This is a genomic window from Cellulomonas sp. SLBN-39, assembly GCF_006715865.1.
GTDB lineage: Bacteria > Actinomycetota > Actinomycetes > Actinomycetales > Cellulomonadaceae > Cellulomonas.
Window position 1 is genome coordinate 1,013,837 of sequence record NZ_VFOA01000001.1, and the last position, 24,793, is coordinate 1,038,629.

Genomic DNA, 24,793 nt, shown 5'->3' on the forward strand with positions numbered 1-24,793 from the left:
GGCCCCGACGTCGGGGCCGGCCGCGCGAGGAGGACGATCAGATGCGGTCGGGCTCGCCGGTGGCGGCCGCGATGTTGTTGTGGTTCGTCCGCACGTCCTGGGCGGCGCCGTCGAGGGCCTCCTGCAGACGGTCCAGGTTCGCGCGGTAGTCCTGCCACGCCGTCCGGAAGTCGTCGGAGTAGCGGCCGGTCCACACGGCGCTGTCCAGACCGCGGTCGACGACCGACTTGATCTCCGCAGCCTGCGCGGCGTTCTCCTGGAAGGTCCTGTGCAGCTGCTTGAGCGTGCTGAGCTCGGCGCCAACGGCCACGTGTCACTCCTCGGTCGTGCGGCGCCCGGTGACGCCACCTCGAATCGACCTTATCGGGCGCTCAGGGACGAATCGTGACGGTGCTGTGGACGACCACCCGCCAGGGTGTCCCCCGGACGGGTGGTCGTCCGACCGTGTCAGGCGCCCGGGAGGCTGGTGCCCACGGAGGGCGCGAGCTCGTCGACGAGGGCCCGGGTCGCAGCGGACATCTGCGGGACGCCCGCCGCGGCGAGGGTGGCCACGAGCACGTCCGTCGCGTCGCGCACCGCCTCGGGCCCGCCCGTGGCGGACGCCGCACGCAGGAGGTCGCGCCACAGCAGCTCCGAGGCCGGCGCGATCTGGAGCCCCTGCCACGCGACCGCCTGGGCCGCGGCGGGGTCGTCGCCGTCGCGGTGCAGCACGACGAGCCGGTGCGCGGCGTCCACCAGCAGGGCACGCGAGACGTGCTCGGCACGCACCCGCGCGAGCCACGCGTAGCGTCCCGCGGGGCGGACCGCCACCACCGGTGCGGTGGCCAGCCGGAGGACCTGCGCGAGGTCCGCGCGCTCCGCGTCGGGCGACGCCGCGACCCGCGACCGCACGAGCAGGGTCCGCACGACGTCCCAGTCGACGACGACGCCCGGGCCCAGGCTCAGGCGGCCGTCGGCGTCGCGCACCAGGTGCGGGCGCCCCTGGGCGTCGTGGCCCAGCCAGGCCGCCGTCCGCTCGACCGTGCGGTCGCGCACCTCGGGCGTCACCCCGCCGGGCCACAGCGCAGCGGCCACGACCTGGGGGTGCACACCCCCGGGGTGCAGGGCGAGCATCGCGACGAGCTCGGTGCACAGGGCGCGCCGGGGCTCCTCCACGGGGTGCGGCGCCTCGACCCGGGGCTCCCCCATGAGGTGCACGCGCACGGCCGCCCGCGCCAGCTCGGCGGCACCCGCCGGGCGGTCGGGCGGGTCCACGTCGGGGCGCTCGCCGCCGCCCTCGTGCTCCCGCGCGGCCCGCCGCTCGTCGACGCCCCGCACCGGCTCGTCCGGGACGTCGGCCAGCAGCTCACCGAGCACGTCGACGTGCCGGTCGCTCAGCCGGTTGGCCTGCACGTCGACACCCAGCAGCCGGGCCGTCAGACGCCCGTCCGCGGTGGTCTCGAGCCGCCACCGCGCGCCGGGCAGGTCACCGGCGCAGACCACACCGAGCGGTGCGCGTGCGTCGGTGGTCGCGAGCGCCACGAGCTCGGCCGCCTCGGGTGCCGCGGGCACGCCGCCCAGCACCACGTACTGCGGCACCCACGCCTGGGTGCCGTCGCCCTGGACCCGACCGGTGAGCACGTCGGTCCCCGGCAGCTCCCCCCGCCGGGTCCGCAGCCGGCCCAGCACGTCGGGCAGCGCACCGGCGGCCGTGTACCGGTCGGCCGGCAGCGCGTCGAGGCCCGTCGGCAGGCCGACGCCCGTGACGTGCAGGGCGTCCGACCACCGGTTCGTCGAGAGCTCGGCCACGAGGGCGGCAGCGACCTCGCGGGCCACGGCCGGGTCGCCGACCACGGCGACAGGGCCCTGGGCGGCCTCGAGGTCCACCAGCACGTCGCGTCCCGTCGCGTCCCGCCCCAGGGAGACCAGGCCGGGGAACGGCGCCGGCGCGTCGACGTGCGCGAGGTCGAGGTCGGCTGCGTCCACGTGCCACGCCCGCCCGCCGTCGACCGACCGCCACGGGGCCGGCGCGACGGGGGACGGCGGGGTCAGCGCCAGCTCGACCGCCGTGCCGGAGACACGGGCGACCACGACGCCCGGCAGCGGGCGACGGGCCGCCCGCAGGTTCGCCGCCAGCCGGCGCAGCGCGCGGTCCAGCAGCAGCGCACGGCGCGGGTCGGCGCCCACGCGCAGCACGACCTCGAGCTCGACCGCGTCGTCCGACGGGTCACCCGGCAGGCCGCGACGGCGACGGCGGTCCAGCGCCACGACGAGCCCGGCGGCGAGCAGCCCCGCACCCGCGAGACCGGCACCGGCCGCGTCCGAGACGGCAGGGGCCGCGACCACGTCGGACGCCCCGTCCGCGACCGCGTCGGCGGCGACGTCCGCACCCGCCGCGGGCGAGTCCGGCGGCGCCTCGACGGGGGTCTGCTCGACGGGTGCCTCGACGGGCACGGACGTCACCACGGCCGTCACCCGCTCGACGCCGACCGCGTCCTCCGGCACGACGAGCAGCCAGCCCGGGTAGATGAGCCGCTCGAGCGTCAGCTCGTGACCGTCGGGCTGCACGCGACCGCGGTTGAGCTCGAAGACCTCGCGATAGCGCATGCCGTCGCCGACGGTGCGCTCGGAGATGTCCCAGAGGTTGTCGTGGTAGCGCCCGTCCGGCGGCTGCACGACGTACACCCGCTGCCCCTCGAGCGCCGCCCCCTCCTCCGGGTCCAGCTGCATCCCGCCGAGCCAGTACGTGGTCTCGACGACGGTGGCCGCCGCCTCGGCCTCGTCGACCGCCCGCTCGGCCGAGGGCGTCGCGGTCCCGCCCGGCACGGCCTCGGCCGAGACGGACGCCTGCACCGGTGCCGCGGCAGCGGTCGACGGCGCGACCGCCGCCGTCGCCTGACCCGCCGCCGTCACCAGCAGCAGCACGGTGACGACCAGCGTGCGGGCGAGCCGCTGGCTCGGCCCCGCGAGCGGCACGTGCGCCGGCAGCCCGACGCCGGCGAGCGCGGAGCGCAGCTCGACGGCGACGCAGACCGTGAACTGCAGCCACGCGAGCCACACCACCCACACGAGCACGGCGAGCACCTCGCCGACCCCCACCGTGGCGGTCAGGGCCGCGAGGTCCGGCACGGCGGTCGGCAGCACGGGCAGCGCGTCGAGCAGCACGAGGGCGGTGGGGACACCGACGACGAGCAGCAGCAGCGCGGCCGCGGCGCCGATCGCGGCCGCGACCGGCCGGTGCTCGTCCGCGCCGGTCGGCTGCTGGAAGCGCTGGGGCCCGGTCGGGCGGGGTTCTGTGGTCACGGTCCTGCTCCGAGCTCTGCGTCGATGCCGAGGACGGCCCGCGCGCTGGCGGTCCCCTCGACGGTGAAGCTGTCGATGAACGCCAACTGCAGCAACGACGTGGGGACGTCGTCGCTCACGGTCACGGTCACCTCGTCGGTGTTCGCGACGACCCGCATGCGCGACGACGCGTACCCGCGTGCCGCGAGCAGCTCGGTCGCCGCGGCGGTCGCGCGGGACGGGTCGATGACGAGCGCGCCGGTGGTGCGCAGCGTCTCGGCGTCGACCTGGTCGGCACCGGCACGGGCTGCCTGCTCGGCGTCGTCGGTGATGGCGACGCGGGCGTTGACGGCGCGGCCGCCGTCCGCGACGAGGCCGGCGACGACGAGCAGCACGACGAACAGCGCGACCACGAACGAGGACGCGCTGCCGCGGTCGTCGTGGCGCAGCCGGGCGAGCAGGCCGGAGCCGGACGGGCGCTGCGGGCCGTCGGTCGGGGTGGGGTCCTCGCGCACCGTCACGCCCCCGTCCGTCGCCACGTGTCCAGCGGTGCCGTGCTGGTACCCGTCACCGTGGCGGTGCCGGGCAGCCCGACCAGTCCGAGGTCGGAGAACGACACCTCGCAGGACACCTCGACGGTCACCTGGCCGCCCGCGACGAAGAGGCCGTCGAGCCGTGCGGGGGCGCAGCGCAGGGATCCGGGCTCGACGGCCGCGGCGGTGGCGCGGGCCGCGGCGAGCGCGGCGTCGCCGCTGCGCTCGAGGGTCGCGGCGCGCACGGCGTCGCGTGCCATGGCCTGCACCTCACCCTCGGCGGAGACGTAGCGGCCGAACGCGACGACGAGCAGCGCCAGGAGCAGCAGCAGCGGCACGAGCACGACGACCTCGACGGCCATGGAGCCGCGGTCGTCGGTCGTGGGGCCCGCCGCGCGGCGGTCGCGTGCCCGTCCCATGCCCTGCCCTCTCGTCGTCCTGCTGCCCGTCATGCACCACCGCCCGGGTGGGGTGGCACCTGTCATGAGTCGGGGCGGAAGCCCTCGACCGGTCCCTGCACCGTGGCCTCCACCCGGGGAGCCAGGCCCTGCACGATCTCGACGGCGCGCCCGGTGACGACCACCCGGACCGTGAGGTCGTCGGGCCGCGTGATCTCCACCGAGAGGTCGGTGAGGGACGCGCCGCCGATGCGGTCGGCGTAGTCGAGCGCGTGCGCCCGGGCCTCCTGCACCGACTCGGGCGTGCCCCCGCCGGTCCGCACGACGCGGGCCGTCTCGCGGGCGACGGCCCCGGCGAGCTCGTTGCCGTACCAGCTCAGCGCGAGCTGCACGATCACGAAGATCACGAGCATCAGCAGGGGCGTGTACAGCACCATCTCGATGGAGCTGGCGCCGCGGTCGTCACGGCGCCGCACGTGCGGTCGGGTCACTCGTTCCCGCCGCCCCCACCGCCGGGGGCGTCGGGGATCGTGATGCTGTTGGCCTCCTCGGTGATCCGCGCGTAGAGCACCGCGCCGACCGCGACCGCGACCGCCACGAGGATCCCGGTGATGATGACCCACTCGATCGCGGACGCGCCGCGGTCCTGCGTCGCGCGGGCACGGGCCACGCGACGGCGCAGCTCCAGCTCGATGAACCCCGCAGGGGTCCAGGGGGCGAAGATCATGTCGCTCCCGCTCCTCTCGTCGTCGCACTCGTTCTCGGTCACCGCGGCGGGACCGCCGCGGAAGTGTGGTGCCCCAGCCGCTACTGGGGGCCCATGATCGTGACGATCGCGGGGTAGAGCAGGAAGGCGAGGAAGCCCACGGCCAGCAGCAGCTGGGCCACGAGCATGGTCTCCGAGCTCTCGCCCGCCCGCCCCTCCGCCTCGGCCAGCTCGCGGCGGCGCAGCGAGCCCGCGCGTGCGGCCAGGGAGTCGCGGACCTTCGCGCCGTCCTCGGCGACGAGCGCGAGCGCCGCCGCCAGGTCGCGCAGCTCGTCCACGCCGAGGTCCTCGCCGAGCCCGCCGAGCGCCGCCCACGGGGTCTCGCCACGCAGGCGCGCGGCGACCAGGGCGTCGCGGATGCGGACCATGGCCCAGCCGTCGCTGATCTCGGACGCGCCCTGCAGCGCCTCCGGCACACCGCGTCCGCCCGCGAGGCTCATCGAGACGAGATCGAGGAACGACCCCACGACGTGGCGGAAGTCGCGGCGCCGGCGCCCCGCGCTCGACCGCACGGTGAGCGCCGGGAGCACGCCGCCGAGCAGCGCCGCCACCAGGGACAGCACGACGGGCACGGCCACCGCGACCTGCACCCCGAGGGTCACCAGGACCGCGCTGACCAGCAAGGGGGCGACGAGCCCGGCGGTCGCGCCCAGCACCGTCCGGGCCAGGAAGGCGTCGGTGGTCGTGCCGAGGATCGCCAGGTCCGCGCGCAGGGAGCCCAGCTCGAGACCGAGGGAGGCCATGCCCTGCGCCGACCGGCGGCCGAGCGTGCGCTCCCACGCGGGGGCGCGGGACGCCCGCGGGTCGAGGCGCAGCACACCCGCCTGCCGGCGGCCCTCGGACCGCTCCCGGTCGAGGCGCGCGAGCGCGCTGCCCGCGCGCGCCGGGGGCGGGGCGAGCACGAGGACGAGGACGAGGAGGCCGAGCCCGGCGACCGCGCCCGCGAGCAGGACGCCGGTCATCGAGCGACCTCCGTCGTGGTGGGTGGCCCGCCGCGCTCGGGCGTCGCGACGAGGAACCGCTCTGGCACGTCGACGCCCGACAGCCGCTTCATCCACACGAAGGCGACGGCGAACAGGGCGCACACGCCGACGAGGACGACCTGTCCCTCGAAGGTGCCGTACGGCGCGACGTACTGCGGGTTGAGCAGGGTCAGACCGAGCACCACGAACAGCGAGAAGCCCATGACCATCTGCGCCGAGCGACGCGTGGAGGACCGGCCGGCGGACACGCGCTGACGCATGTCGAGCTCGGCACGGGCGGCGTCGGACAACGACGTCAGGACCTGCCGCAGACCCGGCCCGCGCAGCCGCGCGTTGAGGATGAGCGCAGCCACCACGAGGTCGACGCTGGGGTCGTCGAGGTCGTCCGCGAGCCGCTGCAGGGCCGTGGCGAGCGGGACCCGCACGCGCAGGCGGTCGACGAGCATGCGCAGCTGCGGCTGGATCGCCGGCGCGGCGGCGTGCACGGTCGCGGGGATCGCCTGCTCCAGGCCGACGGCCCCGGCGATGGTGTCGCGCAGCGACTCCGTCCAGGACGCCAGGCCCTCGATGCGCGCGATGGACTGCTTCTCGGCGCGAGCCCCTCCGAAGAGCGCGGGCCACGCGACGACGAGCAGCGCCGCGGCCGCGGCGGCGACGGGCCAGCGCGTGAGCACCAGCACGAGCAGCGCCAGCCCGGCCGCGACGGCGCCGCGCCGGCCGAACCGGTCCGCGAGCGACCGACCGGTGTGCCGCACCTCGCCGTGGGTGCGGGGGCGTGGCCGCAGCGCGGCGACGAGCAGCACGACACCGGTGCCGACGAGGGCACCGAGGCAGATCGCGTACAGCGTGGTGGGTGCCATCAGAACCCCCGCGCCGGGGCGAGTCCCGGGCTGTACCCGACGGCCGCCAGCTCGTCCATGCACGAGATGGGGGCGGCCGGCACGGCGACCCCGTCGGGGCCGGGCGCGAACACCTCGCTCGACAGCACCCGGCCGTCGATGCCGTTGACCTCCCGGATGCTCGCGACGTAGCGGCGCAGCCGCCCGCCGTCGAGGTACTGGTTCTGCTTCTGCACGAACACCACGAAGTCGATCGCACCCGCGATGAGCATCATCGTCGCCTCGACCGGCAGCCGCTCGGACGACTGGATCGCGTACGTCGAGATGCGGTTGAAGACCTCGATCGAGCTGTTCGCGTGGATCGTGGACAGCGAGCCGTCGTTGCCCTGGCTCATCGCGTTGAGCATGGTGACGATCTCGTCGCCGAGGACCTCGCCGACGATGACCCGGCTGGGGTTCATGCGCAGGCTGCGGCGCACCAGCTCGGCCATGGTGATGGCACCGTTGCCCTCGGAGTTGGGCAGGCGCTCCTCGAAGGCCACGACGTTGGGGTGGAGGTCGGCGAACTCCCCGAGCCCGAGCTCGAGCGCACGCTCGACCGTGATGAGCCGCTCGTGGGGGCCGATCTCGTTGGCCAGCGCCCGCAGCATCGTCGTCTTCCCGGCGTTGGTCGCGCCGGCGATCATGATGTTCTTGCGGGCCGCGACGGCGGCGGAGAGGAACGCCGCGATCTCGGGCGTCACGGAGCCGAACCGCACGAGGTCGTCGAGGTGCACGCGCGAGAGCCGCGACCGGCGGATCGACACCGACGGGCGGGCGCACACGTCCATCACCGCGGACATGCGCGAGCCGTCGGGCAGCCGGATGTCGAGCTGGGCGTTCGCGGAGTCGAACGGCCGGCTCGACAGGCCGGAGTACGCGCCGAGCACCTGGATGAGCTCGACGAGCTCCTCGTCGCTCTCCGCGACCGGTGGCGCCTTGACCTCGCGGCCGTCCGCGTACTGCACGAACACCTGGTCGCACCCGTTGATGTCGATGTTCTCGACGTCGAGGTCGTCGAGCAGCGGCTGGAGCCGACCGACCCCGAAGAGGGCGGCGTGGATGCCCGACGCGGCCTCCTCCTCCTCGACGGGGGACAGCGGCGTGCGCCCCGCACCGACCTCGGTGCGTGCGTGGGCGTCGAGCACCCGGTTGATGACGGCGCGGGCGAACTGCCGCTCGTCCTGCGCGGACATCGGCGGGTTGCCGGCCACCGCCTCGTCGCGGCGGTGGCGGGCGAGGGTGTCGGCGACCTCCTCGCGCAGACGGCGGACCAGGGTCTGGTCGACAGGCATACGGGCTCCTCCCGGTCAGGCCGTCGTGCGGGCGCGGCCGGCGGCCCGGTGGGCCGCGAGCTGCTGCACCGGCTCGACGAGCGGGCGGACGGACCGCACGAGCAGCGAGCGCTGCACGGGGCGGCGCAGGCGGCCGGCGACGACGTCGGCGGCGCGGGGGTCGTCGGCGACCTGGCCGAGGACGACGGCCGGCAGCTGCTCGTGCGCGAGGAGCTGCGCCAGCTCACCGGCCGAGCCGCGGTCGCGGGTGTCGGCGACCAGGACGATGCCGACCGCGGGGGTGCCCGGCCGCGGCTGCCGGGCGTGGGCGAGCCAGCGGACCCGCTCGCGCAGGTGCGCGAACGCCTCGAGGCGCGGGCGGACCACGAGCACGAGCGCGTCGGCCGCCAGCGCGAGCGGCAGGACCGGGCTCGACGGGCCGAGCCGACCGCAGTCGACGACCACGTCACGCGCCTGCTGCCCGAGCAGGCCCGACGCCAGGGCGGGCATCGCGGGGGCGATCGCCGCCGTCTGCTCGGGCGTCGAGACGCCGCACAGCACGTCGAGCCCGCCCTCGGTCTGCTGGAGGTGGTCCTCGAGCGGGCTGTCGACGTAGCCGCGGCGCGCGTCGGCGGCGAGCGACAGCAGACCGCGCTCGGGGTCGAGCGCCCCGTCGTCGGGGCGGCGGGCGAGGAGAGCGACGTCACCGCCGGCGGGGTCGGCGTCGACGAGCACGACGTCCTGCGGCCAGACGGCCGCGAGCACGCGCGCCGTCGTCGTGACCCCGGGTGCGCCCTTCGCCGAGGCCAGCGCGACGAGCACTCAGCCCTCCTCGGACGGCACGCCGCGCGTGACGAGCACGGCCGCGAGCTGCCCCTCGGCGCCGACGCCGGCGACGGCGGGGCCGTCGGCCTCGTCGACGATGAACGTCGCCACGACGGAGCTGGCACCGCTGTCGCCCGCCGTGACGGCCGAGCTGACGAGCGCGTCGGGGACGAGCACCTCGCCCTGGCCGTCGACGACCCGCACGAGCTGCACGACGTCGCCGGGCTGGAGCCCGAGCGCGGGCACCCGACCCACGGCGAGCGAGGCTCCGACGGCGACGCGACCGGCGGACAACGTGCTGAGGTTCGTCAGCATCGTCGAGTCGAGGAGCTGGCCGGCGGAGATGGGTCGGCGGGCGTACTGCCCCACGACGACCTGCTCCTGGTCGGCGGGGACGAGCAACGTGCCCTCCGCGGCGACGGCGACGGTCCGCAGCCGGTCGGCGGTGATCTCCTCGCCGGCGGGGATGTCCTCCGCGGCGACGAGCACGGGGACGCGGGAGTCGGCGCGCACGGCGAGCAGCCCCGCCACGGCGGCGCCGCCGACGATCAGCAGCACCGCGAACGCGGCGAGCAGGGGCCGGCGCTCCCGCGGCGGCGGGGGCAGCCGGTCACCGGTGGTCGGGGTCGACGGTCGACCGGTGCGGGTACGCCCACCCGGCCCGGTCTCGGTCCTGCTCGTACTGGTGCTCACCGTCATCCTCCGACGCCCACGCCTCTCGTCCGCCCGTGTCCGGGAGCCGACTATAGGTGGCGACCCCGACGAAGCCCCCGAACCGGACAGACCGGTCACCCGTTCGGATGGCGTGGCTACCATCGCCCGCATGAACGCCCCCACCCCCGGCCCGATGCCGGTCACCGTCGGCGCGTGGCCGCAGGTGACGGCCGTCCTGCGCTCGCCCGTCCGGGCCACGGTGGCCGTCAACGGCGCCTCCCACGCGTGCGAGGCGCCCACGGCCGACCGTCTGCGCTACGGGGTGCTGGCCAGGGCGACGGCCGTCGCGGGGGTCGTCGGCCGGCCCGTGCGCCTGCACCTGACGGGCGACAGCGGGGCCCAGGACCTGGCGGTCCACCCCGACGGTGCCGTGCACCGCCTGACGGCCGACGGGACGCCTGCGGCCACCCCGCTCCCGGTGCCCGCCGACTCCCCGTGCCGACGGTGCGGGCAGGCGCAGCCGCTGGCCCGCGCGACCTGCGCCGGGTGCGGCACGGTCGAGCCGCACCGGGTCGAGACGACGGCCGTCCCGGTGCTCGACGTCACGGCGCTGACCTCGCCGGACGCGGAGGTCGTCGAGCGCCTGCGCGCCCCTGCGGCCACCCCGGCGGCGCGCCTGCACGTGGCCGGCGCCGCGCCGGTGACGTTCCACGGGCGGGCCGCGCTCGGACGCAACCCGTCTGCCGCACCCGGGCGCACGGCCGTCCGGGTGACGAGCCCCGGGATGCTGGTCTCCAAGACGCACCTGCTCGTCGAGGTCGACGAGCACGGGACCATCCGGGCCACGGACTGCGGGTCGACGAACGGGACGGTGGTCGTGGCGGACCCGCCGCGCCGGCTCGCCCCCGGGACGGCGCACGTGCTGGCGTCGGGCACGACGGTGCGGCTCGGCGACGTGACGTGCCGCGTCGAGGTGGTCGAGACCGCCTGACGCCGGTCAGCCGGCGGCGCGGACGCGGCGGTGGTGGCGCTCGACGAGGGAGGCCGCGGACCACACCGGCCCGCGGGCGGTGACGTAGCCGGCGCCGGCGAGGTCGTGCAGGTGGGTCAGGACGTCGGCGGGGCCGAGGCCGCAGCGGTCGGCCAGGACGACGGCGTCGCAGGGGCCGTGCTGGGACAGCTCGAGCAGGACCAGGGCGCGCTGGGCGCCGCGGTGGTCGGGGACGGTGGACAGGTCGCCGGGCCAGGGGGCCGGGCGGGGGGCGCGCGTGAGCGCCACCACGGTGGTCATCGGTGCTTCACTCCTCGCGCACGCCGGTCCGGCGTGCGCACGTCTGTCGGCCTGAGCCCGTCGGCGCTGCGCCGTGGGCTGGCCGCGCGTCGCGCTCGTGCGCGCCGGTCGCGGCCGGTGAGGTCCCGTCCACCCGTCGACCCCGTCGTCGGGGTTCTGAGGGGTTCGGCCAGCGTGATGGACGCCGTCCAGGGAAGGACCTGCTGAGAACGACGAGGGCCTGGCACCGTCACGGTGCCAGGCCCCGTCCGAACTGCGCGCCCGAAGGGACTCGAACCCCCAACCTTCTGATCCGTAGTCAGATGCTCTATCCATTGAGCTACGGGCGCATGGCCCCGCAGGGCCGTCCAGAACGATACAGGGATCAGGCCCCGCGCCCAAACCGAGATTGCCGGGCCCGTGCGTGTATCCCGTCACAGCGTCGCGCGCTCCTCCTGAGGTGGACGCCCGACCGGGTGCCCGCTGCCGAGGGGGACGCCATGACGACCGCGACCACGTACCCGTCCGACCCGCCGCTCGAGTGCGACGTCGTGATGAAGGGCGGCATCACGTCGGGCGTCGTCTACCCGCGCGCGGTGTGCGAGCTGGCCCGCACCTACCGGCTGCGGTCCGTGGGCGGCTCGTCGGCCGGGGCGATCGCCGCCGCCGCGGCCGCGGCCGCCGAGGTCGGGCGCAGCCACGGCGGGTTCGAGCTCCTCGACGCCCTGCCCGACGAGCTCACGCGCACCGTCGGGCCCGACCGCGGCTCGGTGCTGCTGCACCTGTTCCAGCCGACGCGCGCGACCGCGGGCCTGCACCGGGTCCTCGTCGGCGGGATGCGCCCCGTCGACGCGCGGCCCGCAGGCAGCGCTGCACCCGTCCCGGCGCGCGGCCGCCGCACGCGACGCCGGCGTGCGCTGCTGGTCGTGCCGCACGCGGTCGGCCGCGCCTGGTCCCTCGCCCGCGCGGCGGCCCGCGGGTACCTCGGCTGGATGCTCGTGGGCGCCGTCCCGGGCGTCGCGGCCACGGCCCTGGCCTGGACCGCCGGCGGCGCGGCGCGCTGGTCCGGGGTCGTCGCCGGGGTGCTGCTCGTCGTCGTCGGCGCCGCCGTGGCGGTGCTGCTGGGCGTCGTCCGGTCCGTCGGGGCGATGACGGCGCAGGGCTACGGCATCTGCACCGGCATGCCGGGCGTGGACCACGGCGACGCGCCCGCGCTGACCCCGTGGCTCGCGCAGACCCTGCAACGGCTCGCCGGGCGAGCCGACGACGGCCCGCCGCTGACGTTCGGCGACCTGCGCGACCACGGCGTCGACCTGCGGATGATGACGACGAACGTCACCGAGCACCGGCCGACGACCATGCCCTGGTCGGGGCAGGACCTCTACCTGGACCGCAGGGTGTGGGCCGGGCTGTTCCCGCCCGTCGTGCTGGACTGGCTCGTCGCGCACCCGCCGGCGGGCCTGGACCCGCTGACCGTCGCCGCCGCGGCCGACGCGGGCCTCGTGCCGCTGCCCGCCGGCGACGACCTGCCCGTCGTCGTCGCCACCCGCATGAGCCTGAGCTTCCCCGGGCTGATCACCGCGGTGCCGCTCGTCCACGTCGACCGGCACGACGACGGGCACGACGACGTCGCCCTGCGCCGCACCGTCGTCTGGTTCACCGACGGCGGCGTGTGCGCCAACCTGCCCGTGCACTTCTTCGACTCGCCGCTGGCCACCCGGCCGACGTTCGCGATCGACCTGCGCCCGTTCCCCGAGGGGCGGGGCCGGGCCGCCGACGAGCGGGAGAACACGTCGCTGCCGACCACGTGGGGCGAGAGCACGCGGCTGCCGTTCCACCGGCTGCCCACGCGCGGGCTCGCGGGCATGGGGGCGTTCCTCGTGCAGGTCGTCGAGACCGCGCGCGGCTGGGTCGACGAGGGGCAGCTCGTCATGCCCGGCAACCGGGACCGCGTCGTCACGGTCTTCCAGGGCGAGGACGAGGGCGGCATGAACCTCGCGATGCCGCCGGCGACGGTCACGGCGCTCGCCGCCCGCGGCCGGGCCGGTGCCGAACGGCTCGTCGAGCGCTTCGCCGGCGACGACCCCGGGGCGGTGCCGGCGCCGGGGTGGCAGGTGCACCGCTGGGTGCGGCTGCGCACCGCGACGGCCGGGTTCGCGCAGTGGTCGGCGACGTTCGCGCACCAGTTCCGCGCGCACGCGGCTGGTGCCACGCCGTTCGACGCGTGGGGCGACCCCGACCGGGACCCGCCCGTGCCCGACCTGGAGCGCGACCAGCGCCTGGACCTGCTCCTGCGCACCCGCGGGCTGCTGGACGTGGCCGACGCGTGGGCCGACGCCCGGGTCACCGACTCCGCGCCGCGCCCCCGCTCGCGGCTGCGGCTCGTGCCGGACGACGCGTCCGCGGCGTCGACGGCACCCACGCCCGGGCCCGCCCCGGCAGCCGGGGTCGACGCCGGAACGGGGACGGAGATGCCTCGGGCGTGACGCCGGACGGGCGGGCCGGGTCAGCGCGTCCGCGCCCCGAGCATCGCGAGCACGTCGGAGTAGGTGCCGCGCTCCCGGGCGAAGCGCAGCGGGTGCACGTGCTCGACGAGGACCTGCGGCGGCGTCGGGTCCTGTGCCAGCAGCGACAACGACTCGGTCAGGAAGTCGTCGAGCGGCATGGCGTGCGGCGAGTCCTGCTGCCCCATGAGCCCCGTCCGCACGGCCGGCGGCGCGAGCTCGACGACCTCCAGCCGGCCCGCGGTCTGCACGCGCAGCGACTCGGTCCACGAGGCGAGCGCGGCCTTGGTCGCGCTGTACGTGGGCGTCACGGGCAGCGGCACGTACGCCAGGCCCGACGTCGTGGTCACCAGGGCGGCGCCGGGCCGGTCGAGCAGGTGCGGCACGAGCGCCGCGGCCAGGCGCAGCGGTCCGAGCAGGTTGGTGGCCACCGTGAGCTCGGCGGTCGCGAGGTCGTCGCCCGTGGTCAGGTCCTCGGGCAGCATGACGCCCGCGTTGAGCAGGACGGTGTCGAGCGCCGGGAACCGCTCGAGGAGCTCGGCGACCGCGGACGCGACCGACGCCGGGTCGGTGACGTCGAGGGTGAGCGGGTGGATGCGGGGGTGGGCGGCGACCTCGGCGAGCAGGTCGGCGCGACGCCCGGCGGCGACGACGGTGCTGCCGGCGTCGGCCAGGCGCTCGGCCAGGCCGCGGCCGATGCCGGAGGTCGCGCCGGTGAGGAGGACGGTGCGGGAGGTGAGATCCATGCCGACCACGCTGCGCCCGTCCCGCCGGCCCGACCAGAGCCGCGTCGATCCAGGGACCGCCGCTCCCTGGACGCCGGGACGCGACCGCCGCACGCTGGGGGCATGGACCGCCCCGGGCTCGCCGACTTCCTGCGCACGCGGCGCGCGGGGCTGACGCCCGGCGACGTCGGCCTGGCCGACGGCCCGCGCCGACGGACCCCGGGGCTGCGCCGCGAGGAGGTCGCCGCCCGCGCCGGCATGTCGACCGACTACCTGTCCCGCCTGGAGCAGCGGCGCGGCCCGCAACCGTCGGAGCAGCTGCTCGGCGCGCTGGCCCGCGCCCTGCACCTCGACCTCGACGCGCGCGACCACCTGTTCCGCCTGGCCGGCCACCGGCCGCCGCCGCGCGGGCACCGCGCCGACCACGTGCCGCCCGCGGTGCTGCGGGTGCTCGACCGCCTGGAGGACACCCCGGCGATGGTCGTCACCGACCTCGCCGAGGCCGTCGTGCAGAACCGCCTCGCCGTCGCCCTGGTCGGCGACGAGGCGTCGATGACGGGGATGCGGCGCAGCCAGTACTACCGGTGGTTCGCGGAGCCGGCGACCGAGCGCGCGCTCTACCCGCCGCAGGACCACGCGACGCAGTCCCGGACCCTCGCCGCAGGGCTGCGCACCGCGCTGACCTCGGAGAGCAGCGGCACGCAGGCGCGCGCGATCGTCGAGCGGCTCACCGCGACGTCACCCGAGTTCGTCGAGGTGTGGGCCGCGCACGAGGTCGGCCGGCCGCCGTCGCGCCGCAAGACCCTGCTGCACCCGCACGTCGGCGCGGTCGAGGTCGACTGCCAGTTCCTCTACACCGAGAACGCCGCGCAGGCGCTGCTCGTGTTCACCGGTGTGAGCGCTGCCGATGCCGACCGCCTGCGCCTGCTCGACTCCCTCGACGCCCCCGCACCCCGCTGACGTCCGGGCCGATGGTCCCGGACGGCCCCGTCGCGACGCGCGCACGCCACCGCCTTCATCGGCTCTTCATCGTTCCGCAGGGACGGCTCAGCAGGCCCGCCGGACCGTGAGGTGGTGCCGGAACGCCCGGCGCACCGAGGAGGCCGAGATGACCACCACCGCACCGTCCGCGCCGGGCACCGCCCCGCACCCCGCGCCGCACCGCGCCGACCCGGGGACCACGGCCCGTGCCGCGGCCCTCGCCGTCGCCCTGCTCGTGGTCGTCGGCGTGGCGCTCGCCCTGCCCGTCTGGCCGGCGGGCGAGGACATGGGCTCGACGCACTACATGGGCCTCCTGGCGGACAACCAGCCGTGGAACCTGCTGCTGTTCATGGCCGTCCCGGTGGTCCTGGCCGAGACCCTCGCCGTCACGGAGCTCGCCGTCCTCTTCCGGCCCGGCGTGCCTCGCGCGGTCGCCGCGCTCAACCGGTACGCCGGGCTCGTCGCGGGCGTCTACTTCGTCGGGGTCGTCGTCTACCTCCTGCGCCACGCGGTCGTCCCGCTCACGGTGGGCGGGGGCTGGCGCGGCTGGGTCGACGTGGTGGCGGTGGGTGCGTACCTGCTGGGGGTGGTGCCGCTGCTCGGCATCACGCTGCTCGAGTCGCGCGTCGTCGGCGCCGGGTGGGACGGGCGCCGGCGCCTGGCCGTGCACGCCACGCTCGTCGGGGTGTTCCTCGTCGTGGCGCACGTCGCGATGATCGCGGGCATGGTCGACCCGGCCGTAGCCGGCTGGGAGCCGACGCACCTGATGGACGACGGCGCGACGATGCCCGGCATGACGCACTGACCACCGGCCGGGGGCTCAGGCGGTGGGCAGCGTGAGGGTGAACGTCGATCCCCAGCCCGGCCCCGGGCTGGACGCGACGAGGTCGCCGCCGTGCGCGAGCGCGAGCGCCCGGCTGATCGCCAGCCCGATGCCGGCACCGCCGCGGCCCCGGTCCCGCGCGGTGTCGACGCGGTAGAACCGCTCGAAGACGTGCGGCAGGTGGGCCGCACCGATGCCCTCGCCGGTGTCCGCGACGTCGATCGCGACCGTGCCGTCGCCCGGCCGGGCGGACAGCGTGACCGCGCCCCCGGCGGGCGTGTGCCGCACGGCGTTGGTCAGGAGGTTGTCCAGCACCTGCGCGGCACGTGTGCGGTCGGCCAGGACGGGCGGCACGCCGGTGGCGGGCACGACGACGACCGCGACCCCCGCGGCGGCTGCCCGCTCCCGGACCGCGGCCGCCGCGGCGTCGAGCAGCTCCGCGGGCGCCACCGGACCCCGGTCGAGCGTCACGTCGCCGGCCTCGGCGCGGGTGACCGCCGCGAGGTCCTCCGCGAGCCGGGTCAGCCGCACCGTCTGCTCGCGCAGCACCGCGATCGTCGCGGCGTCCATCGTCTGCACGCCGTCCTCGACGGCCTCCACGTACCCGGCGAGCGTGGCGACGGGCGTGCGGAGCTCGTGGGCGACGTCCGCGAGCAGGCGGGCGCGCAGCCGGTCGGCCTCGTGCAGGCGGTCGCCCATCGTGTTGAACGAGGCCGCGAGGTCGTCGAACTCCCGCCCGAGGCCCGGCGCGGGGACCCGGTGGGCGTAGTCGCCCGCCCCCACCCGGGCCGCGGCGTCGGACACCGCCGCGAGCGACCGCCCGATCCGTCGCGCCAGCACGAGGCTGACGGCCGCGGACGCCAGCGCCGCCGCAGCGGTCGCGAGCGCGAGCGAGACGGTGCTGGCGTCACGGAACGCCTCCTCCGCGTGCAGCACGGCGGCGTCGTGGTCGCCCACGCCGGCCCGCACCATGTGCTCGTGGAAGAGGCCCGGCCCGATGACGGACGCGACGAGCCAGGCCGTGAGCGCGCCGGTGGCGAGCACCACGACGATCGCGCCGAGGAGCCGGGCCACGAGGCCGCGCGTCGCCCCCGGCCTCACGCGCCCGTGCCGATCCGGTAGCCGACCCCGCGCACGGTCCGGACGAACCGCTGGGCCTCGGCCGTGTCGCCGAGCTTGCGCCGCACGTGCAGCACGTGGACGTCGACGAGGTGGTCGTCCCCGACCCAGCCCGGGCCCCAGACGGCGTCGATGAGCGCGCGCCGGGTCAGGACCCGTTCCGGGCGGGCCGCGAGCGCGGCGAGCACGTCCAGCTCGGTGCGGGTCAGCGGCACGGGTGCGCCGTCGAGGTGGACCTCGCGGGCGTCGACGTCGATCCGCAGCGGCCCGACCTCGAGCACGGTGCCGCCGCGGGCCGGCGCGAGCGTCACGTCGCGGCGGGGCCGGCGCATGAGCGCGCCGACGCGGGCCACGAGCTCGCGGGGGCTGAACGGCTTCGTCATGTAGTCGTCGGCCCCGACGGACAGCCCGACGAGCGTGTCGACCTCGTCGGCGCGGGCGGTGAGCATGACGACGTAGCAGTCGGAGAACGTGCGCAGGCGCCGGCAGACCTCGACGCCGTCGAGCCCGGGCAGGCCCAGGTCCAGCACGACGAGGTCCGGGTCGACGTCGCGCAGCACGTCGACGGCCTGCAGACCGTCGTGGCACACGACGGTCTCGAACCCGTCGCGCTCGAGGTACCCCGCGACGAGCCGCGCGAGGGCCTGCTCGTCGTCGACGACGACGGCCCGGCGGTCGGGGACGGTCTGCGGGGCGGTCACGTCCCCCATCGTGCGGCCCGCGCGGGCCGGGGCGCGCGATCTTCATCGAACCTTGATCGTCCGCCGACCGGACGCGCGGGCAGGTGGCCGCAGGCTGGAGGTGCGGACGGGACCGACGTCCCGCCCCCGACCCGAAGGAGCCCGATCGTGACCAGGACCCGCCTGCGCACCGCCGGTGCCGCGACCGCGCTGACGCTCGCCCTGCTGCTCACCGGCTGCGCGGGGCAGAGCGGCACCGACCCCGGCGCGGCGCCCGCCGCGTCGGCCGACGCCGCCGGTGTGAACGAGACCGACGTGTGGTTCGCGCAGATGATGATCGTCCACCACGAGGGCGCGGTGGAGATGGCGGAGCTGGCGGTCGAGGACGCCACGACCGACGAGGTCCGGGAGCTCGCCGAGCGCATCCGGGACGCGCAGGGCCCCGAGATCGAGCTCATGCAGGGGTGGCTCGACGCGTGGGGCGAGCCCGGGCCGGCCGGCATGGACCACGGCGGCATGGACCACGGCGGGATGGACATGGAGGGCATGGACCAGCAGGAGGCCATGGCGTCGCTGGAGGGCCTCGACGGCCTCGACGTCGACCGGAGCTTCCTCGACCTGATGATCGCCCACCACCGGGGCGCGGTCGAGATGTCCGAGGTCGAGCTCGCCGACGGCTCCGACCCGGCCGCCCTGGACCTGGCGGAGCAGATCATCGAGGACCAGGAGGCCGAGATCGCGGAGATGGAGGACCTGCTGCGTGGCCTGTGACCGCAGCGCGGGCCCGGCGCCCGCGCCCGGAGGCCGTAGTGTCGCCCGGTGCCAGCGGACGTGAGCCCCACCGAGACGACCCCCGGGCTGACCGCGTGCCGGCTGTGCGCGGGCGAGACCCTCGAGGGCCGTGACCCGCTGCCCGGCGGGCAGGCGGCACGGCTGCGCGCCGTCGCGGACGCGGGTGCCGCGCGGCTGACGTTCGTCGACTGCCTCGACGAGTGCGAGCGAGGCGACGTCGTGGTGGCCCGCCCGTCCCCCGCCTGCCGGCGCTCCGGCGCGCGCCCGGTGTGGTTCGAGCAGCTCGCCGGCGACGCCGCCACCGCCGACCTCGACGGCTGGCTGCGCGCGGGCGGCCCGGGCGCGTCCCCGCTGCCCCCCACGCTCGCCCCGCTCGTCATCACCCGCGCCGCCGCGACGGCCGACGAGGGCCTGCCGGCCGAGCCCTGACCGGGCGCGCCGCCGACCCTCCCGGCACGGCAGGGGACGGCGCGGCACGATGCAGCGGTGAGCACCGGACCTGCCGCCCGCTTCCCGACCACGGTCGACGAGGTCGCGGCGGGCCTGCGATCGGCCCGGACCGCCACGTTCGAGCGAGCCGTCGCCGCGGCGGTCGGGCTCGGCGCCGAGGGTGACCGCGTGCTGGCCGAGCTGGACGATCTGCGTGGCTGGCGGGCCGTCACCGTGACCGCGGCTCTCGGCGACGTCGACGGACCGCACGGGGGCCAGGTGCTGCGACGCCGGGTCGCCGCCCGTGGTCCCGGCACCAGCGACGTCCGCTGCGCCGCGCTCCTCGCCCTCACCAAGCGCCGCGAGGACGGCGTGGACGCCTTGCTCGCCGACGCGCTCGACGACCCGGACCACGCCGTGCGGGAGTACGCGCTGATCGGCCTCGCCGCCGTCGGCAACGACCGCTGCTGGGACGACGTGCTCCGGCGCCTGTCCGCCACGCTCTCCCGCGTGCGCACGACCGTCCGGGGCGACGACCTCTCCCCCGTCATCACAGCCCTCGCCTACCTCCTGCGCCACGCGCACGACGACCGCGCGCGCGTCGAGGTGGTCGCCGGACTGCTGCGACGTCGGCTGGACCGCCTGGACGAGGGCGAGCGGCAGTGGCTCGACGCTCACTGGCCCGCCGTCACGTCCGGGGCCGCGTCCGCGCTCCCCGACACGACGGCGATGCACGAGAGCGTCCTGCGCGACCCGCTCCTCTCCCGCGCCGGCGCGCGATGACACCGGCCCGCGCCGCCTGCGCCGGATGAAGTCCTCGGAGTACCGACGATGCGTGACACGTCGATATCGATCGCTTAACCTGGCTCAGAGATCACTCTTGATGCTTAAGGGGCACCCATGACGACCGGAACTCCTCGCGCGGTGGCACGGGCGGCGGTCGAGATGGGCGAGTCGCTCGGCCGGTGGCGCCGGCTGCGCGAGCTGACCCTGGCGGAGACCGCCGACCGCGCCGGGGTCGGCGTCACCACTCTTCGACGCATCGAGCAGGGACGCGGCGGCACGATCGAGTCCCTCCTGCGCGTCGCACGGGCGCTGGGGGTGCTCGACCAGCTCACCGCGTCCGTCGACCCGCTGACGACCGACGTCGGACGACTCCGTGCCGCCGAGGCGCTGCCGGCTCGTGTCCGTCGTCGGCAGCCGTCGTGAGCGGGCATCCCGTCCGGGTCTGGGTGAGCGACCGTGGGACGGACGTGGACGCCGGAACCCTGTACGCGCACCGGCGCGGCCGGACCGAGTCCGCCACCTTCGTCTACACCTCGTCCTTCGTCGCGCGCCCCGGTGCGTACGAGCTGGACCCGACGCTGCCGCTGAGCACGGCACCGACGCAGACCCCGGTCGGCACGCGCCTGTTCGGAGCGCTGAGCGACTGCGCACCGGACCGCTGGGGACGCACGCTCATCTCGCGGGCGGAGGCACGGACCGCACGCCAGGAGGGGCGTGCGGCGCGCACGCTCGGCGAGATCGACTTCCTGCTGGGAGTCCGTGACGACCTGCGTCAGGGTGCGCTGCGGTTCAGCGTCGACGACGGCCCCTTCCTCGCGACGGACGACACCGGCGTCCCCGCGCTCACCGACCTGCCCGAGCTCATGGCGCTCGCCGACGCCGCCGAGCGCGACGACGCGCCGCTCCCGGACCTGAGACGGCTGCTCCGAGTGGGCAGCTCCCTCGGCGGAGCCCGCCCGAAGGCCCACGTCATGACCCCCGAGGGCCGGGTCGCCATCGCCAAGTTCCCCTCGGCCGCGCACGACACGTGGAACGTCATGGCCTGGGAGAAGGTGGCCCTCGAGCTGGCCGCCCGTGCGGGGATCGACGTCCCCGCATCGCGGCTGCTGCGGCTTGCCGGGCGGCACGTGCTCGTCGTCGAACGGTTCGACCGCACCCCTGCAGGCCACCGCGTCGGCTACGTCAGCGCGATGACGATGCTGGAGGCCACCGACGGCGAGCAGCGCAGCTACCTCGACATCGCCGAGGTGATCGAGGAACGATCGTCCCGCACGGGCCGAGACCTGGCCGAGCTGTGGCGCCGCCTCGTGCTCAGCATCCTGGTCAGCAACACCGACGACCACCTGCGCAACCACGGGTTCCTGCACGCCGGGGGCACGTCGTGGCACCTCGCACCCGTGTTCGACATCAATCCCCAGCCCGAACCCGGCCCGACGCACCTGTCGACGTTCGTCGACAGCGCCGACGACGCCGCGACGATCGGACTGGCGCTCTCGGTCGCGCCGGCGTTCCGCCTCTCTCCGTCGGCCGCGCGGCAGGTGCTCACGGAGGTGGCGGCGGCGGTCAGCGGCTGGCGCACGATCGCCTCGCAGTGGCTCCCCGCCAGCGAGATCGAGGCGATGGCACCGGCCTTCGCCGCGCTGGGCACCGTGCCGGACGCCATCGCCGGCTGACGGGGCGGTAGAGCAGAACAGCCCGGGCCTTGGGGGCCCGGGCTGCTGCCGATGTCGCGCGACATCGATCGGCGGAGACCCTGATGCGCGGTTGGAAACAACAGGCCTGGGGTCGCGTCCGGTCAGTCCTCCAGCGCGGCGAAGCTCCCGCACTGGAGGACCGACCGAACCGAGCGCGGCGCTTCACCCACGCGGCGGGTACGGGTCGTCCCCGTAGGTGCGCTCATCCTCGATGGTGCCGTCCATCCGGTGGATGATCAGCTGGCTGGGCTCGTTCCGACGGGCCACGCTGACTCCGGCGTTGATCGCCGAGGACTTCATGGCGTAGGTCGAGAGCGTCTGGGACGTGTGGGTGACGTGCCACTGGCTCGTCTTGTACACGACGTCGTAGCGCTTCCTGGCCATCTCACTTCTCCTTCCGGACGCCCTTGAACGGGCCTCCGCTCGTCTTGCCGTCCATGAAGCGGCCCGTCGAGCCGTCCCGCTTCGTGAAGATGCCGGTGCGCGGGTTGCGCGTCTGGGACCGGCCAGTCACCGCACCGCGGCGGAAGCCGCCGCCTGTGTTCTTTGCCATCTCTGACTCCTAACCTTGTTGCTCGACTGAAACAGTGCATCGACACCGTAGCACCGCGTGTTTCAGTACTGCAACACTGGATCGGCTGTCGTAGGATCGAGTCGTGGAGGACCCCCGACGATGAGCCCGACGATCGACTTGGCCCAACTGACCGGCGTGCTGGAGGCACGCATCACTGCAGACGACCTCTCGTGGAGACAGGCCGCCGGCAAGATCGGCGTGAGCCCGGCGCTGCTGTCACGCCTGCGCAACGGCCAACAGCCAGACCTGACGAGCTACGCGAAGATCGTGCGCTGGCTCGACATGTCCGCTGACGAGTTCCTGCGCACACCTGCTCCATCCGTACGCGGCGAGGCAGAGCAGAAGGAACTCACGAGTGAAGTGAGCGCGTTGCTTCGCGCTCGGTCAGACCTATCGGAGAGCGACAAGCGCTACCTCGAGGAGATCTTCCGAGCCACGCTTACGCACGTCCGCTCGGCCAAACGCGGCGAAGGGTAGCCCGTGGCAAGCAAGGCTTCCCTGCAGCGCCTCGCGGCGGAAGTACGTCGAGAGATCAACCTCAAGAACTCGGAACCGTTCGATCCGGGCCGGTGGTCCCAGGAGTACGGCGTGCCGATCCTCAGCCTGGGCGAGATTCCCGCCTCACCTGAGGCAAGAGACCGGTTCGCTCGGGACGCACCCGGCAAGTGGTCGGCGGCCACGATCCGCGACGGCAGCGGGCACGTGGTGATCTACAACCACAGTCACGCGCCTGTTCGCGTGCTCTCCAACCTCGCGCACGAGGTCGCACACCTCATCGCCGAGCACGAGCTGTCGGCTGCATGGATCGACTCGGATGGACGATGCAAGGGCTCGTCGATCGCACAGGAGCGTGACGCGGCTGAACTCGCAGGCGCTCTCCTCGTCCCGATGGAGCAAGCCAGGTACCTCGCGATGCGAGGAGCCGACCCGGGCGCCGTCGCGGCTCAGTACAACGTCAGCCTCAAGATGGCTACCTGGCGGCTCGACGCGTCAGGTGGGCGACGCATCGCTGAGCGCGCACGAGCCCGCCGTGCCGCAGCAACGCTGCCCTAGACCGATGGCCCCGACCGCATCGACGCCAACGGCAGGCTCACACTGCGCGCCGCCGGACGCCTGCACCACATCGGCATCGGCCGAACCCACGCCCGAACCCCCGTGATCATGCTCATCGCCGACCTCGACGTCAGAGTCGTCCACGCCATCACGGGCGAACTCCTCCGCGAGCTCACCCTCGACTGCCAACCCCAACACCACAACAGGCCGGCCCCCTGAGGGTCCGGCCTGTTGCCGATGTCCTGCGACATCACACGGCGGAGACGGTGGGATTTGAACCCACGGAAGGGTTGACCCCTTCACGGCCTTAGCAGGGCCGCGCACTAGACCTGGCTATGCGACGTCTCCAAGTACGGCGTCAGGGTACCGGCCTACGGGCGGTGCGACCAAAGTGTCTGCGGGGCGCGTCGTGGCGGCGGTCGCGCTCAGTGCTCGAAGCCCCACTCGCGGTCGGTGACCATGCGGGCGACGGCGAGGCCGACGGACAGCGCGGTGACGATGAGCGCGGCCTGGACGCCGTACTCGAGGGCCTGCGTCACGTCGCCGTTGGACAGGTGGTAGACGGCCCGGTACGCGGGGACGCCGGGCACCATGATCGTCACGGCGGGGACGTAGACGGTGATCCGCGGGATGTTCAGCCGGGGGGCGATCCACGCGGCGAGCAGGCCGACGAGGAACGCCGCGACGGCGGCGGATGCCTGCGGGGGCCAGGCCAGGTCGACCACGGCGACGATCCGCAGCACGTTGGGCACGGCGGCGACGCCGGCGGCGACGAGGGCCATGCGCCACGGGCTGTTGAACATCAGGGCGAAGCCGAGCACGCCGACGAACGACGCGAGCAGCCGCAGGGCCAGCAGCGGGCCGGGGGCGATCTCGATCGGCATCGGCGGGTCGGGGCGCAGCCCGACGACGATGGACACGGCCCAGACGGCGAAGGCCGCGGACACGAAGATCATGACCGCCCAGGTCAGGCGGGCGACCCCGGCGGAGAAGTCGAGGCGGGCGAGGTCGAGGGCGCCGGTGACGAGCGGGAAGCCAGGGACGAGGAAGAGGGCCGCGGCGACGTACCCGGTCTCGTGGACACCACCGGTGGCGCCGACGGCGTGGAGCACCTGGACGAAGCCCAGGTACGCGGTGGCCGACAGCGTCGCGGCGAGCATGGTGACGCCGAACTGGTTGAGCCCGCGGTGCAGCAGCGTGCGGCGCAGGGCCTGGCCGAGGCCGGCGCCGACGAACGCACCGAGCACCTCGATGGGCCCGCCGTTGTTGAGGAACGCGAACGCCGCGCAGGCGATGGCCGCCCACAGGCCGTTGAGCACCACCGGGTACAGGGGCGGCTTGGCGGCGATGCGGTCGATCTCGGCGCTGACCTGCTCGACCGTGACGGGCGCCTGCGCCTCGACGCGCTGGGCGAGCAGCTCGAGCTCGGCGAGGCGGTCGGTGTTGACGCCGACGGTGCGGGACTCGGTGACCTCGGTGCGGAACGAGCGGCCGCGGTGCGAGGTCGTGGTGATCTCCGTGAGGGTCACGTGCGCCTCGTGCCGCTCGATGCCGAGCGCGCGGGCCACGCGGGCCATGGAGGCCTTGACGCGGTAGGAGCCGGTGCCGGCGGACAGGCTGAGCCGTCCGACGCGCAGCACCGTGCCCGAGCGTCGGATGAGCTCGAGCTCGTCGTCGTCCGGTGTCCTGGGCACGGGCCCATCATGGCGCCGCCCGCAGCCCGGCGGCAGGACGTCGGCCCCACCCCGGGCCCGGCGCGGTGCGAGACGCGTCACGTCCCGCGTTTCCGGC

Annotated in this window: 29 protein-coding genes and 2 tRNA genes; 11 read left to right on the forward strand and 20 right to left on the reverse strand. The window is 75.4% G+C overall.

Annotation, left to right across the window (positions count from 1 at the left end; all coding sequences use genetic code 11):
• Window positions 1-37 precede the first annotated feature (37 nt).
• From FBY24_RS04550 to FBY24_RS04600, 11 genes are all read right to left on the reverse strand, one after another.
• Window positions 38-310 (reverse strand): WXG100 family type VII secretion target, encoded by a 273-nt coding sequence (locus tag FBY24_RS04550; protein ID WP_142158458.1) that lies wholly within the window; start codon window positions 308-310, stop codon window positions 38-40.
• 137 nt (window positions 311-447) lie between these two features.
• Window positions 448-3,282, reverse strand: a complete 2,835-nt coding sequence (locus tag FBY24_RS04555) for a hypothetical protein (protein ID WP_142158460.1) — start codon at window positions 3,280-3,282, stop codon at window positions 448-450.
• The gene (locus tag FBY24_RS04560; protein ID WP_160158426.1) at window positions 3,279-3,782 is read right to left on the reverse strand and encodes a pilus assembly protein TadG-related protein; all 504 of its coding nucleotides are present in this window, start codon (window positions 3,780-3,782) and stop codon (window positions 3,279-3,281) included. Before FBY24_RS04560 ends, FBY24_RS04555 begins: the two co-directional genes overlap by 4 nt.
• Window positions 3,779-4,213: a TadE/TadG family type IV pilus assembly protein gene (locus FBY24_RS04565; protein ID WP_142158464.1), complete on the reverse strand. Its 435-nt coding sequence runs from the start codon at window positions 4,211-4,213 to the stop codon at window positions 3,779-3,781. The genes FBY24_RS04560 and FBY24_RS04565 overlap by 4 nt, the downstream gene beginning before the upstream one ends.
• A 62-nt stretch (window positions 4,214-4,275) precedes the next feature.
• The gene (locus tag FBY24_RS04570) at window positions 4,276-4,683 is read right to left on the reverse strand and encodes a TadE/TadG family type IV pilus assembly protein (protein WP_255432224.1); all 408 of its coding nucleotides are present in this window, start codon (window positions 4,681-4,683) and stop codon (window positions 4,276-4,278) included.
• Window positions 4,680-4,919, reverse strand: coding sequence for a hypothetical protein (locus FBY24_RS04575; protein ID WP_142158466.1), 240 nt, complete (start codon window positions 4,917-4,919; stop codon window positions 4,680-4,682). The genes FBY24_RS04570 and FBY24_RS04575 overlap by 4 nt, the downstream gene beginning before the upstream one ends.
• 80 nt (window positions 4,920-4,999) lie before the next feature.
• Entirely contained in the window at window positions 5,000-5,920 is a 921-nt protein-coding gene (locus FBY24_RS04580) for a type II secretion system F family protein (RefSeq protein ID WP_142158468.1), read from the reverse strand.
• The gene (locus FBY24_RS04585) at window positions 5,917-6,801 is read right to left on the reverse strand and encodes a type II secretion system F family protein (RefSeq protein WP_142158470.1); all 885 of its coding nucleotides are present in this window, start codon (window positions 6,799-6,801) and stop codon (window positions 5,917-5,919) included. The genes FBY24_RS04580 and FBY24_RS04585 overlap by 4 nt, the downstream gene beginning before the upstream one ends.
• A complete protein-coding gene (locus FBY24_RS04590) occupies window positions 6,801-8,114 on the reverse strand; it encodes a CpaF family protein (RefSeq protein WP_142158472.1) in 1,314 nt (437 codons plus the stop codon). Before FBY24_RS04590 ends, FBY24_RS04585 begins: the two co-directional genes overlap by 1 nt.
• A 15-nt stretch (window positions 8,115-8,129) precedes the next feature.
• Window positions 8,130-8,915 carry a hypothetical protein gene (locus FBY24_RS04595; RefSeq protein ID WP_142158474.1) on the reverse strand — a complete coding sequence of 262 codons (786 nt, stop codon included), beginning with the start codon at window positions 8,913-8,915 and terminating at the stop codon, window positions 8,130-8,132.
• Complete coding sequence (locus FBY24_RS04600; protein WP_160158427.1) at window positions 8,916-9,611, reverse strand: SAF domain-containing protein; 696 nt, start codon at window positions 9,609-9,611, stop codon at window positions 8,916-8,918.
• Between the two features lie 130 nt (window positions 9,612-9,741).
• Here FBY24_RS04600 and FBY24_RS04605 point away from each other — a divergent pair, with 130 nt between their 5' ends.
• Window positions 9,742-10,563: an FHA domain-containing protein gene (locus FBY24_RS04605; RefSeq protein WP_142158477.1), complete on the forward strand. Its 822-nt coding sequence runs from the start codon at window positions 9,742-9,744 to the stop codon at window positions 10,561-10,563.
• Window positions 10,564-10,569: 6 nt separating this feature from the next.
• Here FBY24_RS04605 and FBY24_RS04610 read toward each other — a convergent pair whose 3' ends face one another.
• Together FBY24_RS04610 and FBY24_RS04615 are read right to left on the reverse strand one after the other, a co-directional pair.
• The gene (locus FBY24_RS04610; protein WP_142158479.1) at window positions 10,570-10,863 is read right to left on the reverse strand and encodes a hypothetical protein; all 294 of its coding nucleotides are present in this window, start codon (window positions 10,861-10,863) and stop codon (window positions 10,570-10,572) included.
• Between the two features lie 256 nt (window positions 10,864-11,119).
• Window positions 11,120-11,192 (reverse strand) — tRNA-Arg (locus FBY24_RS04615).
• A 150-nt stretch (window positions 11,193-11,342) separates the two neighbouring features.
• On the opposite strand from FBY24_RS04615, the gene FBY24_RS04620 reads away from it, so the two are divergent.
• Complete coding sequence (locus tag FBY24_RS04620) at window positions 11,343-13,328, forward strand: patatin-like phospholipase family protein (RefSeq protein ID WP_160158428.1); 1,986 nt, start codon at window positions 11,343-11,345, stop codon at window positions 13,326-13,328.
• A 20-nt stretch (window positions 13,329-13,348) separates the two neighbouring features.
• Here FBY24_RS04620 and FBY24_RS04625 read toward each other — a convergent pair whose 3' ends face one another.
• The gene (locus FBY24_RS04625) at window positions 13,349-14,092 is read right to left on the reverse strand and encodes an SDR family oxidoreductase (protein WP_142158483.1); all 744 of its coding nucleotides are present in this window, start codon (window positions 14,090-14,092) and stop codon (window positions 13,349-13,351) included.
• Window positions 14,093-14,194: 102 nt separating this feature from the next.
• On the opposite strand from FBY24_RS04625, the gene FBY24_RS04630 reads away from it, so the two are divergent.
• The gene (locus tag FBY24_RS04630) at window positions 14,195-15,031 is read left to right on the forward strand and encodes a helix-turn-helix transcriptional regulator (RefSeq protein WP_142158485.1); all 837 of its coding nucleotides are present in this window, start codon (window positions 14,195-14,197) and stop codon (window positions 15,029-15,031) included.
• A gap of 148 nt (window positions 15,032-15,179) precedes the next feature.
• On the forward strand, window positions 15,180-15,857 hold the full coding sequence (locus FBY24_RS04635) for a DUF6803 family protein (protein WP_142158487.1): 678 nt from the start codon (window positions 15,180-15,182) through the stop codon (window positions 15,855-15,857).
• A 15-nt stretch (window positions 15,858-15,872) separates the two neighbouring features.
• Here the strand turns inward: FBY24_RS04635 and FBY24_RS04640 are convergent, their stop codons facing one another.
• Window positions 15,873-16,976 (reverse strand): cell wall metabolism sensor histidine kinase WalK, encoded by a 1,104-nt coding sequence (locus FBY24_RS04640; protein WP_142158489.1) that lies wholly within the window; start codon window positions 16,974-16,976, stop codon window positions 15,873-15,875.
• Window positions 16,973-17,704, reverse strand: coding sequence for a response regulator transcription factor (locus FBY24_RS04645; RefSeq protein ID WP_140459470.1), 732 nt, complete (start codon window positions 17,702-17,704; stop codon window positions 16,973-16,975). The genes FBY24_RS04640 and FBY24_RS04645 overlap by 4 nt, the downstream gene beginning before the upstream one ends.
• A 138-nt stretch (window positions 17,705-17,842) precedes the next feature.
• On the opposite strand from FBY24_RS04645, the gene FBY24_RS04650 reads away from it, so the two are divergent.
• The 5 genes from FBY24_RS04650 to FBY24_RS04670 all read left to right on the forward strand — a co-directional run bounded on the left by FBY24_RS04650 (window position 17,843) and on the right by FBY24_RS04670 (window position 21,354).
• Window positions 17,843-18,445 carry a DUF305 domain-containing protein gene (locus FBY24_RS04650; protein ID WP_142158491.1) on the forward strand — a complete coding sequence of 201 codons (603 nt, stop codon included), beginning with the start codon at window positions 17,843-17,845 and terminating at the stop codon, window positions 18,443-18,445.
• A gap of 48 nt (window positions 18,446-18,493) precedes the next feature.
• Window positions 18,494-18,895: a hypothetical protein gene (locus tag FBY24_RS04655; RefSeq protein ID WP_142158493.1), complete on the forward strand. Its 402-nt coding sequence runs from the start codon at window positions 18,494-18,496 to the stop codon at window positions 18,893-18,895.
• 57 nt (window positions 18,896-18,952) lie between these two features.
• On the forward strand, window positions 18,953-19,678 hold the full coding sequence (locus tag FBY24_RS04660) for a hypothetical protein (protein WP_142158495.1): 726 nt from the start codon (window positions 18,953-18,955) through the stop codon (window positions 19,676-19,678).
• 117 nt (window positions 19,679-19,795) lie between these two features.
• The gene (locus tag FBY24_RS04665) at window positions 19,796-20,104 is read left to right on the forward strand and encodes a helix-turn-helix domain-containing protein (RefSeq protein WP_140459466.1); all 309 of its coding nucleotides are present in this window, start codon (window positions 19,796-19,798) and stop codon (window positions 20,102-20,104) included.
• Between the two features lie 44 nt (window positions 20,105-20,148).
• Entirely contained in the window at window positions 20,149-21,354 is a 1,206-nt protein-coding gene (locus tag FBY24_RS04670; RefSeq protein ID WP_255432225.1) for a type II toxin-antitoxin system HipA family toxin, read from the forward strand.
• 183 nt (window positions 21,355-21,537) lie between these two features.
• Here FBY24_RS04670 and FBY24_RS04675 read toward each other — a convergent pair whose 3' ends face one another.
• Entirely contained in the window at window positions 21,538-21,759 is a 222-nt protein-coding gene (locus FBY24_RS04675) for a DUF2188 domain-containing protein (RefSeq protein ID WP_142158499.1), read from the reverse strand.
• A 1-nt stretch (window position 21,760) separates the two neighbouring features.
• On the reverse strand, window positions 21,761-21,928 hold the full coding sequence (locus FBY24_RS19095) for a hypothetical protein (RefSeq protein ID WP_174243465.1): 168 nt from the start codon (window positions 21,926-21,928) through the stop codon (window positions 21,761-21,763).
• Between the two features lie 120 nt (window positions 21,929-22,048).
• Here FBY24_RS19095 and FBY24_RS04680 point away from each other — a divergent pair, with 120 nt between their 5' ends.
• Both FBY24_RS04680 and FBY24_RS04685 read left to right on the forward strand, forming a co-directional pair.
• Window positions 22,049-22,426, forward strand: coding sequence for a helix-turn-helix transcriptional regulator (locus FBY24_RS04680; protein WP_142158501.1), 378 nt, complete (start codon window positions 22,049-22,051; stop codon window positions 22,424-22,426).
• Window positions 22,427-22,429: 3 nt separating this feature from the next.
• Complete coding sequence (locus FBY24_RS04685; RefSeq protein ID WP_142158503.1) at window positions 22,430-23,002, forward strand: ImmA/IrrE family metallo-endopeptidase; 573 nt, start codon at window positions 22,430-22,432, stop codon at window positions 23,000-23,002.
• 258 nt (window positions 23,003-23,260) lie between these two features.
• Here FBY24_RS04685 and FBY24_RS04695 read toward each other — a convergent pair.
• Both FBY24_RS04695 and FBY24_RS04700 read right to left on the reverse strand, forming a co-directional pair.
• Window positions 23,261-23,350: transfer RNA gene (locus tag FBY24_RS04695), tRNA-Ser, on the reverse strand.
• 77 nt (window positions 23,351-23,427) lie between these two features.
• Window positions 23,428-24,696 carry a threonine/serine exporter ThrE family protein gene (locus tag FBY24_RS04700; RefSeq protein WP_142158505.1) on the reverse strand — a complete coding sequence of 423 codons (1,269 nt, stop codon included), beginning with the start codon at window positions 24,694-24,696 and terminating at the stop codon, window positions 23,428-23,430.
• Window positions 24,697-24,793 lie beyond the last annotated feature (97 nt).